This is a genomic window from Nocardiopsis gilva YIM 90087, assembly GCF_002263495.1.
Taxonomy (GTDB): Bacteria; Actinomycetota; Actinomycetes; order Streptosporangiales; family Streptosporangiaceae; genus Nocardiopsis_C; species Nocardiopsis_C gilva.
On record NZ_CP022753.1, the window covers coordinates 3,409,754 to 3,423,617 of the forward strand.

Here is a 13,864-nt window from a genome sequence, read left to right on the forward strand (position 1 = left end):
ACATTGCTGCTAACTTCGATCCGCTGTAATTCGGACGGACCTTTCAGAGGAGACCCCTGACATGGCAACGCAGCAGCGCGAGCAGTGGGGCACGCGCGCGGGATTCTTATTCGCGGCGATTGGGTCCGCAGTGGGCCTGGGGAACATCTGGCGCTTCCCCTACGTCGCCTACGAGAACGGTGGTGGGGCGTTCCTCATCCCCTATCTCGTCGCGCTGCTGACGGCCGGTATCCCGCTGCTGATCCTGGAGTACACGATCGGCCACCGGTTCCGGGGCTCGCCTCCGGCGGCCTATCGGAAGCTGGCGCGCCCAGCGGAGGCGATCGGGTGGTGGCAGGTTCTGATCTGCTTCATCATCTCGGCCTACTACGCCGTCATTATCGCCTGGGCGCTCCGCTTTGTCGGGTTCTCGATCGGCCTGCAGTGGGGCGATGACCCGGAGGGTTTCCTGTTCGGCGACTTCCTGCAGGTGGCTGACGCCCCCGGCGGCTTCGGCTCCTACGTTCCAGGCGTCCTGCTCCCCCTTCTCCTGGTGTGGGCCATCACACTCGGCGTACTCGCCCTCGGTGTCAAGAAGGGAATCGAGTGGGCGAACAGGATTTTCATTCCGCTGCTCGTCGTGCTCTTCGGCATCCTGGTCGTACGGGCGCTGTTCCTCGACGGGGCCGCCCTCGGCCTCAACGCGCTCTTTTCGCCCGACTGGTCGGCCATCACTAGCGGTAGCGTGTGGGTCGCGGCCTATGGCCAGATCTTCTTCTCGCTGTCGGTCGGCTTCGGCATCATGGTCACCTACGCGTCCTATCTACGACGCCGTGCCGACCTCACCGGCTCAGCGTTGGTCGCTGGGTTTGCCAACAGCTCCTTCGAGATCCTGGCCGGCATCGGCGTGTTCGCAACCTTGGGTTTCATGGCACTGGCCAGCGGAGTGCCCGTGGACGAGGTCGCTACCTCGGGAATCGGACTCGCCTTTGTCGCGTTCCCGCAGATCATCTCGGAGATGCCGCTTGGCTCCCTGTTCGGGGTCCTGTTCTTCGTTTCCCTGGTCGTCGCGGGGCTGTCCTCGCTGCTCAGCCTTGTACAGGTGGTCGTGTCCGCGGTACAGGACCGGACCGGAATGGCTCGGGTCCCGACTGTGTTGACGGTGGGCGGCGCGGTGGCGGTCGTCTCGATCGTTCTGTTCCCGACCGATCAGGGTCTGTACATCCTGGACGTCGCGGACCACTTCATCAACCAGTACGGGATCGCCCTCGCCGCGCTGGTCCTGGTGATCGTGGTCGCCTGGGTGGTGCGCGGCTTGAAGCCGCTGCAGGAACACGCCAACACGACCTCGGCGGTCCCGGTGGGCGCCTGGTGGCGTATCACGCTCGGCATCATCACCCCGCTCTTCCTGGGGTGGATGATGGCCCAGAGCCTCATCGGTGAGTTGACGGAGAACTACGGGGACTACGCAACCTGGTTCAACACCGCTGTCGGGTGGGGCGTGGCGATCGGCTCGATCGTCCTCGGCATCCTGATCTCCTTGGTGCCGTGGAAGAAGGGTACTGGGGCCGCAACAGATGAACCGTCCGCCGTCGAGGAAGGAAACCGCTGATGTCCGCCGGAGCCATCGTGATGCTTCTGATCTCCATCCTCATCGTGTGGGGTGGCCTGGTAGCAGCCATTGTCCTGCTGCGCAGGCACCCCGAAGAGCCGGAGGCTGACACACCGGCGGGTGCGGCAGACTGACGGTTCTCCACCGCGACACCTTCCAGGGCGGCGTCCCAGTCACGAGGCGCCGCCCTTTCGGTTCCAACCACCCAGCACGGTGTCATCGGAACAAGCCGCACCCGTCCCGGCCTTCGGGCCGCCATACGATCAACGGCTCAGGAAACTGGCCTCCCGTAGCATCTCCGTGCGCGCAATGAAATGTGCGGTCTCCTCATGGTTCGTCGATCCCGCCAGTTCCGCGAATCCGTCTCGGAATATCAGCCGGAGCTGGGTCCTTCCCGGGCTAGGGACGGATCCGAGATCATCGCTTGCCGACAGCCTGCGCATCAGCTGTGGCACGTCGTACCGATATTCCCGTTCTGCGGTCCAGTAGCCGACCCCCTCCATGGTCTGCAATTCTGCCTCCGGGTATCCGCGACGCACCGGGTCAGGCAAAGGACGCGTATCCAAGTCGAACGAAACCACCTCGCTGGCTACACCGCGCCATTTAGATGGGATCATTCCCAGCAACTCCTCATCGCGCCATCGCGCAACCAGTTCATCGAACTCCAGCGACGAGAAACAGAGCTCCAGTGCTGGCGATAGCGAGTCTGGGTCGGCGGTTGAGCTCTCGGCGGAACGTACCAGGAGCCTCGCCCCCGCGTCGTCCTGCTTCTCAATGAACCCCGCCAGAGACAGAATCAGCTCAGACTGGGTCACACCCCCGATTGCCCGTACGGCTGGAAACACGTTTCGCAGCACCATGTTCTCCGCCAGCAGGCGCGCCCAGAAGAGAAAACGCTGCATGCGAAGGTTCTCCTCAAGGCTCACATCCTTATTCGCCAATACATACTCGAAGTCATCCCGCTCTCCCCGAACAGTGATGAAACCGTACAGGTCACGCCTTTGCGTATAGTCAGTGTTGGGAAGAAGGAGAAGTGGGTATGCAGCTATTCGGGATACGTATCGTGAAAGTTCGTCATAGCCGGCGAGAAAAGTCTCGGGAGTCTCACCCGGAGCCCCCCAGATGAGTTCCGCATACGCATCAAGACCCTCCTGGTTCAGCCATTCGGCAAGCTCCTTCCACTGATTGATCTTCATGTTCCTGCGGTTCATGTTCTCCAAGGTGTTCGCATCGAGAGTCTGGAGCGCCAGGGTGAATGAACTCTGCAGGCCGGCATCGCGCATCAGCTTGACGATCTTGTAGAACATCGCGTTCTTGTTCTTGGCCCACGAGGTCTCCAGAGCCAGCGGATATCCGTACTCTTCCTTGACCTCGATAAGACTCTCGACGAACTCCATATCCTGCGGGAGCATCCCGAAGTTTGCGTCACACAGAACGATCGTCTCTGCTTTTGCCTGCGCCAACATGACCAACTCCGCCTTGAGCCGGTCCCGTGAGAACGCCCGAACCTTCTGTCCGACCGCGCCGCCCCAGTAGCAGAAGGAACAGTGGTAGGGACACCCCCTATTCGTCTCCATCAGGGCAACGTCGTAGCGGAACTCCCCGTCAGCATCCAGGAGGGGAATCGCTCCTGTCAGCACCGGTGAGGGGAGCTCGTCGAGATCCTCGATCCGCGGCCTCGGCGGTGTGGTCACCACGTGTCTGTCCTCGGATCGAAAGGAGATATCAGCGATCTTCTCGTAGTCGCCGCCGTCGAGAACAGTATCAAGGATTTCCTGTATGGTGAACTCACCTTCACCATTGACAATAACGTCGACGTGCGGACAGTTCCGGAAGACACGGTCCGCTTGATTGGCTACATGGTTCCCGCCAAAAATGATCAGGGAACGAGGATTCGCCTGCTTGAGCGTCTCGGCCACCGCGGAGAACTGATTGACATTCCACCCGAGCACCGAGAACCCAACAACATCGGGGGCGCCGCCTTCAAGTAGCCGAATCGCCATTTCGAGCGGCGTGACGCTACCAGGGAAGTTCTCGATCTCGACCTGGCACTCGTCGCCGAGCGTCGCGTTCTCTCGAATAGCTGCCGCCATGTAGCCGGCGGCGAGCGGCATCGACTCCTTCGACATATGCCATACGCCTTGCTGGACAATTTTCACTCTGAGCATGGAAAACACCTATCCGGAGGGAGGTGAGTCACGAGGGCTGGATGGCGGGATGGCCGGCATGCGGCTTGTCTACAGACGGAGAACTCGCCCTACAGTTCCGTGCCTTGGTGCGGCGGCACGGATCAAGCGCAGCTGCGACTGCGCCTGCGACTTCGAATTGATCGGGACCGTGGGGTGTTCATCCTCAGAGTGCACTCAGTCCTCTGTCAATAGTAAATATCGCTGCACGTAGCGTCCCCACGAACAGGTGGATCCTCTCTGGAGAACGCTCCATCCACGGCACTGAAGTGCGGAAACCACTTCGCAGGGCAACGCCATCGAACAAAACACGGTCTATGCGCGGAAGGTGCAGGTCACGGATTTCCGAGGATCTTCGAGCAGCGAATACTTTGAGCGTCAGGGCAGAGGAGTGCCCTTCGGTAAAAAATTCATGAAGTTCCGGCTTGGTCCCCGGCCTGTCGAATATTATTCAGCGTCTCAACGAATCAAGCAATAATGTTCAGGCGAGGTGACGAAGTCGATGTGAACTGGCAGGGTGCGGCTCTGCAGGGGAGAGGCCGATCGGCCTCTCCCCTGCAGAGTTGATTCGGTCGGCCGGATCCGGCTGACGCCCGTTTGATAGATCGGGTAGTGTTCCCCCGGCGAAGGAGGCATCGATGAATCAGAGTTCAGCTCTGCCTAACTCGGGGCACGCAGGCATCGCCACTGCCGCAGCGGCCCCCGTAACATCGGACGACCCTGTTCATTGTGTGGTGATCATCGATGACGCACTTCCCCGCTGGTTGGCCGCCAACACTGCGGCCGTACTCGGGGTCGCCCTAGGCGGCCATGGACTTATTGAGATCGGCCCAGGACTTCCTGACGCCGAAGGTGAACACCATCCTGGTATCGGAACTATGCCGCTTCCCGTTCTTACTGCGCAGCGAGAAGAGCTTTCTGCACTCCGCACCAAGGCTCGCGAACTCGGCCTGTACGTAATTGACTTCAATGATGCGGCGCGCCAGAGTCGCAACTACGATGAATACAAAGAAAAGCTTTCCGGAAAGCCCGTGGGCTACCTCGGGCTGGCCCTATATGGAAAGAAACAGGCCATCAGGTCCATCGCTGGAAATCTGAAGAGCCTGCGCTAGTCACGTGTGTCGCCAAGCCCTGTTCGACCTCAATTGCCAAGTCGAGATAAGTCATGATGCTTGACTATGCATCAACATTAAAGGAGGACGGGTAGATGGTTCCCAAGAAGTGGATAACGTTCACCACCGACTATGGTCTGGAAAACAAGTTCGTCGGAGTCTGTCACGGGGTCATGGCGAAAATCGCCCCCGAATCTCGAGTGCTCGATGTCACGCACCTCGTCCCCCGGGGCGACATCAAGCACGGCGCAGAGATCTTCCGTCAGGCGATCCCTTATCTTCCGGATGGAGTGCACGTAGCCGTTGTGGACCCGGGCGTCGGTACGGCGCGTAAGCCCGTAGTACTGGTCGTCGGGGAACAACTGTTCGTCGGTCCTGACAATGGGATGCTGCTCCGCGCGGCAGATGAACTGGGTGGCGTCGACGCCGCCTACGATATCTCGAATCCGGATTACCGCCTGATCGACGTGTCATCAACGTTCCACGGCCGCGATATTTTTGCTCCTGCTGGTGCGTATCTTGCTGCCGGGGTATCCCCGGCCGAGTTCGGTCCCCCTATTCCAGTTGACGACCTGATCAGGATCCCCCAGCCAGCGCGAAGTTTTGACGGCGCCGTTTTCCAGGGTGAGGTTCTCATCGAAGACAGGTTCGGTAACCTTCAGACGTCGCTGGACTCCGAATTCCTTGAGAGTAACGGAGCCAGGCTCGGCGCGACGCTCGAGGTCTCCACTGAGTCGAATAGATACAACATCCCCTATGTCGAAACCTTCGGCAGTGTGGGTGAAGGGGAACTGCTTGCACACGTCGACTCGGCGGACCGCCTGGCGCTGGCGGTTAACCTAGGGAGCGCATCACGAACACTTGGACTGCATGAAGGCGGCTCGTTCACCCTCCGGGTTGCCTAGCTCCAATCCACAACAGCAGCCGCAGTAGCAGCCCGGACCGAATATGGGGGCTGAGGTGGCGACCGACTCGGTCGCCACCTCAGCCTGGAGATCGGAGCATGCGAAAGAATGACCAGAAGGGTGTCTTCGATTGCGGTTGCAAAAAGGATGAAATGTAATGATCCGCAGTTCATTAATGGCTAGGCAAGACTTCTGGCGAGTGCCATCCATATACCGAGGGCCACGAGCGCCACTCCAGCAATGATATCTATTCCCGTGCGGGTCTTCTCATGTGCCAGGAGAGCACTCATCCGGCTGATCGCCGTGACGTATACTCCCCACCATCCTGCGGCACACATGACGACCAGAGCCCCCAGGATGAGGGTCTGAACCAGAACGGATCCCTCGGCTACGACGAATTGCGGCATAAGAGTCAGATAAAATACCAGTGCCTTCGGGTTGAGAACATTGTTCAGGAAGCCCTGTAAAACTGGGGTTCGACTATGCGCCTTTCTTGAGTGGCTTTTCGTGCCTCGTCCGGATCTCAGGATGGAGCCAATCGCAAGTGTCGCTCCGAGAAAGATCAAGTAGAGGGCCCCAAGAATTCGAAGTAGCGTGAGAAGTGTCGCGTTGGCATTGATGACCGCTGCCACGCCGCTTGCTGCGAGCAATGACAGGAACGCGAGTCCGCAGCATATTCCGAGCGTGGTCAAGTATCCTTGGATCCTACCACCAGAGAGCGCATTGCGCGTGACGATAACGAAATCCGGTCCAGGCACGATGAGCATCAGCAGAGTGACCGAAATGAACACAACGAGATGATCGGGCATGCTTCCCTCCGTGCGGCAGCCGTCCGCGAATATTCGCCGTTCGCGTCCAAGTATGGATGAACTTCTTGCGGCACGTAAGGTGGTGCGCATAGAATTCGGCGCATGCCCCTCTCGGTTGAACTTGATTCGGCTGATCTGAAGATCCTGATTGCACTTCAGAAGGATGCTCGGATCACTAATAAGAAGCTCGCGGCGGCCGCTGGTGTGGCAGCGTCGACGTGTCTGACGCGGATGAAGCGTCTACGGGATCTGGGCGTGATTCAGGGGTTCAGCGTGAAGCTGAACGAGCAAAGACTGGGCCGACCAGTCGATGCATTTCTTGCGATCCGCATGAACCCACATCGACAGCCACTTGTCGAGCCGTTCATAGAACAAACCTTGGACAGGCCGGAAGTCCGTGAGATATTTCACCTCACCGGGCCGGACGATTTCCTCGTGCGGGTAGCAGCGGAGGATCTAAGTTCGCTCCAGGGGCTGGTCCTCAATCACTTCACCGCCCGCAATGAGGTTGCCATGGTGCGGACCAACCTCATATTCCAGAAGTGGCAGGGAGATCCGATCCTTCCGGTCTCCGAGTAGTCAGAGTTGGTAGGTCGCGGATGTGCGGCGCCGGCCTGCCGCATGCATACGCGCCCTGCCAGCGATGCAGAACCAGTCCAACTCGACTCTGACAGTTCCTCCGGGCTTGTCGAGGCGCGTCACGCTGGACATCATCAGGCGGGTGGCGCTGGACTGGACGGTGAACGACAGCCTCGTCTGCGAGTTCCGCGAGAACTGCGGCTACGAGAGCTGGTTCATCGCCTCTCTGGGCTGGGGGTGGCCATCGGAGTGATTGTCCGTGGCGTCGTACTCACCTCCCCGCCCTGGAAGCGCGGCGGCACCGAAGAGGAATCGGACGTAGTCGAAGAAGGGACCCGCTGATGTCGGCCGGAGCCATCGTCATGCTGATCATCTCCATCGTGGTCGTGTGGGGCGGTCTGGCTACGGCCATGTACCTGCTCCACCGGCACCCCGAGCTGCCGGAGACCGATGAGGCCCCGGCCGACTCGGCGAGTTAGCGGAGCGAACCGACCGGAGAACGCCACACAACGGTGATCGGGTGGCGCCCCTGTCCGCTTGGGGCGCCGCCCGTCCGCGTTTCAGCGGATGCGGCCCCGACCCTCGGGCGGGGACGGGGGCAGGAACAGAGCGCCGTCGGTGTCGAGGCGGAGCCATCCGTCGTGAAACGCGTCGCGGGTGCGCTCGGGGGCGTTCCAGTACTCGCGGAAGACCTGTGGCCCGCGTACCTCGATTCCGCCGTCGAGGGCCGGTCGGACCTGTACGTCCGGCAGTGGGAGACCGACGCTTTCGGGGCCGTTGCGGCCACCGATGTCAAGGGTCAACGGGCCGCACGTCTCCAGGGTTCCGAAGCCGTGGACAACGGGCATCCCGGCCCCGGTGTAGAAGTGCGTGAGGCGTTCGGGCAGCGGCTCGATGCCCACGATGAAGCGCAGCCGTCCGCCGAGGCGGCTGCGGATGCGCGTATACAGCCACTCGTGCATGGCGTGCGATACGCGCCGCGCCAGCCCCTTGCGCCCGGCCCTGCCGTATTCGACGGCGTGGTCGACCGCGTCCTCGAACGCGCGCAGGTTGTCCCAGCCGGGGTTCTTCGATTTCTCCACCTCGACGGCGCGCTCCAGACCGTAGACGTGGTCGAGCAGGCGTTGCCGGGTGAAGAGGAACGCCGGGCGGAACTCGCTGACCTCCCGTAGGAGTAGGGAGCGGGTGGTCGGAAAGCCGACGCGGACGCGTGCCATGAGGCAGGCGATCAGGACGGTCTGCCCGAACAGGCCGGTCAGCGGTAGATGCAGCAGCGTCGCGGGCGGTGCCTCGGGGGCCTGGTGGAGCAGCGGGTACAGGCGGTCGACCAGGCCCCCGGCGGCGGCGAGGAGGTTGCCGTGGGTGAAGACGACGCCGTGCGAGGCGCGGGCGGTCGTCGGCGGGTGGAGGATCGCGGCGAAGTCCTCGCGGACGGTGTCCTGGCGGCGGAACAGGACGACGGAGGGGTCCATGTGCGCGCCGGCGGCGACGATCGCGCGCAGCCCCGAACCGCGGGTCGGCTCCGATCCATCCGGCTGGGGGCCGTCGACCCGCCAGACACGCGTGAGCGTGTTGAGGTCACCGTGGATGTCGGCCACGGCCCGCAGGTGCCGTCGGGTCTCCACGATCACGGCGCTCGGTGAGGTGTCGCGCAGGATGAACTGCAGGCGCGCGGGCGAGCACGCCGGATGGACGGGGACGAGGACGCCGCGTACCGCCCATACCGCGAACGCGATCAGTGCCCACTCATACCGTGTTCCGCACGCCAGGACGACGCGATTCCCCGGCACGATACCGGTGGCAATGAGCCCTTGGGCAACGGCGGTGACGCCGCTGGCGAATTCGTGGGCGGCGATGTATTCCCATTCGTTGTCCGCCTTGTACGCGAACCCTCCCTCGGACGGCGATGTTCCTGTCTGGTAGGGGAGATCGGAAAGCCCGTGGAACCGCATCCGCTGCGGAAAGGGGTGCGCGCGCCGGTCTCGCATGTCAGAGCAATCCTCCGCGCAGCAGGGAGATTTTCGGCGACGCGGCGCCGGGCCCTGCGGTTTTCTGGGGGGTTTACACGATCCCCCTACTTTCCTGCTTCGCTCGCTGGAAAGCAAATCGCCCGGCATGGTGAAAGTTGAAAATTGTACTTGAGGTGTGCGGGGGCGCGGCACGCGGGCGTGCAGTGTCGAGACCGCCGGTGCGGTGGGCGAATCGGGTGGAGGAGTGGGGCGCGGTGCGGCCCCCGAACCGCCGGGCGCGGCTGTGCGCAGGGTGGCCGACGGGAGGAGTCGTCAGTGGGCGATGGTGGCCCAAAAGGTCTGGCATCCGGCCATACCAAGATCACATCGCGGTCTTTTGCTGCACCGATGATGTCGCGTTCCTTGTCAATGCCATTTCTCCCTGGCTGATCTTCGCGGAACTGGACACCAATACGCGTCCGCATCTATTCTCCTGCAGGCGCGACCGGCCAGGTGAAAGGTGGAGAGGGTGAAGAAGGTGAGGACCGAGATGGCCGCTTCGGCTGCCATGATTAATCACCGACCTCACGCGCCCTGAAGGCGCCCTGCGAGGATTTCTGGCCGCACAGCCAGGACTTTGACAAAAGCACAGGTGATGCCGTGGCCGCACGAGCGCGCTCGAACGCTATCGATCACCCGCGTTCTGGCGGCGGACGAAACAACGCAACGCATTCTCCGTCCTGCGCGCCGCTCCCCTCACGCGCGCCCCACCCCCGACCCCCCTCTGGAGACCGCATTGACGGCACCCGCCCCTCTCCGCGCAGTTCCCGCATTCGCGCGGGTGTGCAGCGCATCGGCGGCAACCTCGCCGGGATGGTGATGCCCAACATCGGCGCGTTCATCGCCTGGGGCCTCATCACGGCGCTGTTCATCCCCACCGGCTGGTTCCCCAACGAGACCCTCGCCCAGCTCGTCGAACCGATGATCATGGTGCTACTGCCGGTGCTCATCGGCTACACCGGCGGGCACATCGTGCACGGCCAGCGCGGAGCGGTCGTCGGCGCCACCGCGACCGTCGGCATCGTCGCCGGCGCCGACGTGCCCATGTTCCTCGGAGCGATGGTCGTCGGCCCGCTCGCCGCCCAGATCGTCAAGCTCTTCGACCGCCTCGTCCAGCACCGCGTGCAGGTCGGCTTCGAGATGCTGGTGAACAACTTCAGCGCGGGCATCATCGGCGGGGCGATGGCCGTCTTCGGCATGCTCACCATCGGCCCACTGGTGGAAACGCTGGCCACCGCTCTGGGCGCCGGGGTGCAGTTCCTGGTCGACCTGCACCTGCTCCCCATCGTCTCGCTCCTCGTCGAGCCCGCGAAGGTGCTGTTCCTCAACAACGCGATCAACCACGGCATCCTCGGCCCGCTCGGGGCCACCGACGCCGCCGCGACCGGCCAGTCCATCGCCTTCCTCATCGAGACCAACCCCGGCCCGGGCCTGGGGCTGCTGCTCGCCATCCTGTTCTTCGGCACGCGCACCGCGCGCACCTCCGCCCCCGGCGCGATCATCATCCACTTCCTGGGCGGAATCCACGAGATCTACTTCCCCTACGTGCTCGCCCAGCCCCGACTGGTCTTCTCGGTCATCGCGGGTGGTGCGTCGGGCGTACTCGTGTTCATGCTGAGCGGGGCGGGCCTGGTCGCGACCCCGTCACCGGGCAGCATCATCGCCTACATGGCCGTCACCCCCAAGGGCGGCCACCTCGCCGTCCTGGCGGGCGTCGCCATCTCCGCGCTCGTGTCGTTCCTCGTCGCCGCCGCGCTGCTGCGCTTCGGCCGCGACGAGCGCACGGCCCGGTCCACCACCTCACCGGAGGCTTCCTCGTGAACACCATCAACGGATCCGACGTCCGCCGGGTCATCATCGCCTGCGACGCGGGGATGGGCAGCAGCGCCCTGCTCACGTCGCAGCTCTCCCAGGCGCTCGCCCCCTACGGCGTCGAGGTCGGGCACGCGCCCGTCGATCGCGTCCCCGCCGACGCCGATGTGGTGCTGTGCCACCAGGCGCTGGCCGACCGCGCGCGGGCCAGCGCGCCCAGTTCGGTCGTGAAGACCTTCACGGTGTTCCTCGGGGACCCCGTGTTCGACGAGATCGTGGCGTCCATCAAGGCGAACGCCCGGCTCACCGGCTGACGCCCGCGGTTCGGTCGACCATCCGGTCCGCCTGGACCGGCCCGAGCGGCGGCGTCAGCGCCGACGGCGGGGGACCGCGACCCGCTGCAGGTCCGCGGCGAGCACGATATCGCCGTCGAACTCCGCACCCGCCTCAGCGAGGAAGCGGGCGTCGTCGGCGGGCTCGTACCGCTCGGAGATGTGCGTCAACACCATCCGCCGGACCCCCGCCTCCGCCGCGATCCGACCCGCCTCGGCCGCCGTCAGGTGGGCGTAGTCCGCCGCCAGCGCCGCCTCGGACTCCAGGTAGGTCGACTCGATCACCAGCAGATCGGCGTCCTGGGCCAGCCGCACCGCGTTGGCGCACGCCGCGGTGTCCATGATGAACGCGAACACTTGGCCCCGCCGCGTCTCGGCGCACTCCTCCAGGTGCACGAGATCGCCCGCGGCGTTGCGCACCTGCCCGTCCTCCAGGAGCCTGCGGATCGCCGGACCGTGGACGCCCCGCGCCGCGAGCCGTTCGGGCAGCATGCGCGAGCCGTCGGGCTCGGCCAGCCGGTACCCGTAGGTCGGGAGCCGGTGGCGCAGCGGGCGCGCCGTCACAATGAGTTCCCCGCTACCCGTCCCCTCGGGCTCCCCGGTCAGGACCGTCTCCTCGCCGACGACCGGCTGCTCGGCGATGACGTCGGTGTCGCTGAAGGCCGTGGCGTGGCGGAGGCGGCGCCAGTACTCCTCACCCTCCCAGGGGAACACCGCGTGCACCGTGTGTCCGACCTTGTCGCGCGCGATCCGCTGCACGACCCCCGGGACCCCGAGGCAGTGGTCGCCGTGGAAGTGCGTCACGCAGATGCGGGTGATGTCGTGCGCCGAGAGCCCCGCGTAGCGCATCTGCCGCTGCGTGCCCTCGCCTGGGTCGAACAGGATTCCGTGGGAATCCCACCGCAAGAAGTAGCCGTTGTGGTTGCGCCGCTTGGTCGGCACGGCGCTGGAGCTGCCCAAGACCACGAGTTCTCGCGCTGACATGGGCGACATCATCGCAGCTCAAGCAGGCGGAAACGAATCGGTTTTCGCCGCGACGAACGGACGACCGATGGATTCCGGCTTCGGCGGGATCCGGCCAAAGCCATTTTCCCGCCCCGATCCGCGTTGCTTCTTTCGTCGGCCCGACCTGCGCATTCGCCCCGCATACCCGCGAACAAACAGCGGGAATCCGGGCACTCTCGGGCGATCTCCGGCAATTGATCTGAACCGTGCCTTCCACGGCTCCGTGTGGAGGTGGAACAAAGACGCGGCGGACGGCTTCGGGCGGGATTCCCGGCAGACGTCCGTGGTGGCGACTCGACGGAGAGGACATTCCCGTGCGACGCACGAAGAAGCTCATGCCCCTGGCAGTCGGGCTCATCGCGACCCTGTTGCTCGCCGGCTGCCAGAACGGCGACGACGCGGAATCCCTGAACCCGGCCAGTGATGGCCAGCAGAGCGAAGCCGAACAGGACGGCTACGGCGACGAGAGTAAAAAGAAGTCCGACCTGGCCTCGCCGACCAAGCTCAAGGTGAAGGAGGACGCCGAACTCGGCCAGATCGTCGTCGACGACAAGGGCTTCACGCTCTATCGGTTCGACAAGGACACCGCCGACCCGCCGACCTCCAACTGCGACGCCGAGTGCGAACAGAAGTGGCCCCCGGTGTGGGCCGGTGACGAGGTCACCATCGAGGGCGGTGACAACTCCAGGACCGGCACCCTGGAGTGGGAGAACGGCCAGGAGCAGGTGACGCTGGGCGGATGGCCGCTGTACTACTACGCCGGTGACACCGCTCCCGAGCAGACCAACGGCGATGCCATGGGCGACGCCTGGTGGGCGGTCAGCCCCTCGGGCAAGAAGGCCAAGGACGACAACGGCGCCGAGGGCGAAAGCGGAGACGAGGGCGCGGCCGCGGAGGAGCAGAACAGCGCCGCCGGCGGGGACAACGGTGGCGGTGGCGGAGAGCGCCAGTGGTCACCCGGCACGACCGTGCTGAAGACCAAGAAGGACGACAAGCTCGGCGAGATCATCGTCGACGGCGAGGGCCGGACGCTCTACCGGTTCGACAAGGACACCGCCGACCCGCCCGCCACCAACTGCGACGCCGAGTGCGAGGAGAAGTGGCCGCGGCTCATGGCCGGCAAGGACGTCGTGCTGGACGGACAGAAGGTCAAGTGGGACGGAAGCGACTCCGAGATCGGTCTCCTGGAGTTCCCCGACGGCTCCTGCCAGGTGACGCTGGGCGGATGGCCGCTGTACTACTACGCCGGTGACGAGAAGGCCGGCGACATCAAGGGCGAGGGTGTCGGCGACGTCTGGTGGACCGTGAACGCTACCGGCAAGCGCGCCAAGGACGACGACGGCAGTGGTGCGGACGCCTCCGCCGACAAGGGAGAGGGCGGCGGAGACGCCAAGTCCTACGGCGGTGGCGGCGGGTACTAAACCCGGGCTCCGCCCCTGCCACCTCACCAGACCGGGGTGCCGTGCGGGCCTGGCACGGCACCCCCTCGTGTGTCCGAGGTCGGGCATCGTCGCTCGCTCCTTT

Annotated in this window: 14 protein-coding genes; 10 read left to right on the forward strand and 4 right to left on the reverse strand. The window is 64.1% G+C overall.

Translation table 11 applies throughout. The features are described from left to right. Positions 1-61 precede the first annotated feature (61 nt). Positions 62-1,591, forward strand: coding sequence for a sodium-dependent transporter (locus CDO52_RS15475; RefSeq protein WP_026125873.1), 1,530 nt, complete (start codon positions 62-64; stop codon positions 1,589-1,591). Further along, on the forward strand, positions 1,591-1,725 hold the full coding sequence (locus tag CDO52_RS15480) for a methionine/alanine import family NSS transporter small subunit (protein ID WP_017619087.1): 135 nt from the start codon (positions 1,591-1,593) through the stop codon (positions 1,723-1,725). Before CDO52_RS15475 ends, CDO52_RS15480 begins: the two co-directional genes overlap by 1 nt. A 129-nt stretch (positions 1,726-1,854) precedes the next feature. Here CDO52_RS15480 and CDO52_RS15485 read toward each other — a convergent pair whose 3' ends face one another. Next, the gene (locus tag CDO52_RS15485; RefSeq protein WP_152471649.1) at positions 1,855-3,759 is read right to left on the reverse strand and encodes a KedN5 family methylcobalamin-dependent radical SAM C-methyltransferase; all 1,905 of its coding nucleotides are present in this window, start codon (positions 3,757-3,759) and stop codon (positions 1,855-1,857) included. 656 nt (positions 3,760-4,415) lie between these two features. Here CDO52_RS15485 and CDO52_RS15490 point away from each other — a divergent pair. Both CDO52_RS15490 and CDO52_RS15495 read left to right on the forward strand, forming a co-directional pair. Beyond that, entirely contained in the window at positions 4,416-4,889 is a 474-nt protein-coding gene (locus CDO52_RS15490) for a DUF2000 domain-containing protein (protein ID WP_083919897.1), read from the forward strand. 95 nt (positions 4,890-4,984) lie between these two features. After that, a complete protein-coding gene (locus CDO52_RS15495) occupies positions 4,985-5,794 on the forward strand; it encodes an SAM hydrolase/SAM-dependent halogenase family protein (RefSeq protein ID WP_017619089.1) in 810 nt (269 codons plus the stop codon). Positions 5,795-5,973: 179 nt separating this feature from the next. Here CDO52_RS15495 and CDO52_RS15500 read toward each other — a convergent pair whose 3' ends face one another. After that, positions 5,974-6,603, reverse strand: a complete 630-nt coding sequence (locus CDO52_RS15500) for a LysE family translocator (RefSeq protein WP_157745584.1) — start codon at positions 6,601-6,603, stop codon at positions 5,974-5,976. 102 nt (positions 6,604-6,705) lie between these two features. On the opposite strand from CDO52_RS15500, the gene CDO52_RS15505 reads away from it, so the two are divergent. From CDO52_RS15505 to CDO52_RS15510, 3 genes are all read left to right on the forward strand, one after another. Further along, a complete protein-coding gene (locus tag CDO52_RS15505; RefSeq protein ID WP_017619090.1) occupies positions 6,706-7,182 on the forward strand; it encodes an Lrp/AsnC family transcriptional regulator in 477 nt (158 codons plus the stop codon). A gap of 106 nt (positions 7,183-7,288) precedes the next feature. Then, positions 7,289-7,435 carry a hypothetical protein gene (locus tag CDO52_RS27520; RefSeq protein ID WP_017619091.1) on the forward strand — a complete coding sequence of 49 codons (147 nt, stop codon included), beginning with the start codon at positions 7,289-7,291 and terminating at the stop codon, positions 7,433-7,435. A gap of 88 nt (positions 7,436-7,523) precedes the next feature. Then, positions 7,524-7,661, forward strand: coding sequence for a methionine/alanine import family NSS transporter small subunit (locus CDO52_RS15510; protein ID WP_017619092.1), 138 nt, complete (start codon positions 7,524-7,526; stop codon positions 7,659-7,661). Between the two features lie 81 nt (positions 7,662-7,742). Here the strand turns inward: CDO52_RS15510 and CDO52_RS15515 are convergent, their stop codons facing one another. After that, positions 7,743-9,170, reverse strand: coding sequence for an AMP-binding protein (locus CDO52_RS15515; protein WP_017619093.1), 1,428 nt, complete (start codon positions 9,168-9,170; stop codon positions 7,743-7,745). A gap of 804 nt (positions 9,171-9,974) precedes the next feature. Here CDO52_RS15515 and mtlA point away from each other — a divergent pair. Together mtlA and CDO52_RS15525 are read left to right on the forward strand one after the other, a co-directional pair. Continuing rightward, entirely contained in the window at positions 9,975-11,012 is a 1,038-nt protein-coding gene (mtlA, locus tag CDO52_RS15520) for a PTS mannitol transporter subunit IICB (protein WP_269769144.1), read from the forward strand. Further along, entirely contained in the window at positions 11,009-11,317 is a 309-nt protein-coding gene (locus tag CDO52_RS15525) for a hypothetical protein (RefSeq protein WP_017619095.1), read from the forward strand. Before mtlA ends, CDO52_RS15525 begins: the two co-directional genes overlap by 4 nt. 54 nt (positions 11,318-11,371) lie before the next feature. Here the strand turns inward: CDO52_RS15525 and CDO52_RS15530 are convergent, their stop codons facing one another. After that, positions 11,372-12,319, reverse strand: a complete 948-nt coding sequence (locus tag CDO52_RS15530) for a ribonuclease Z (RefSeq protein WP_017619096.1) — start codon at positions 12,317-12,319, stop codon at positions 11,372-11,374. Positions 12,320-12,654: 335 nt separating this feature from the next. On the opposite strand from CDO52_RS15530, the gene CDO52_RS15535 reads away from it, so the two are divergent. Then, complete coding sequence (locus tag CDO52_RS15535; RefSeq protein ID WP_017619097.1) at positions 12,655-13,761, forward strand: hypothetical protein; 1,107 nt, start codon at positions 12,655-12,657, stop codon at positions 13,759-13,761. The last annotated feature ends 103 nt before the right edge of the window (positions 13,762-13,864 follow it).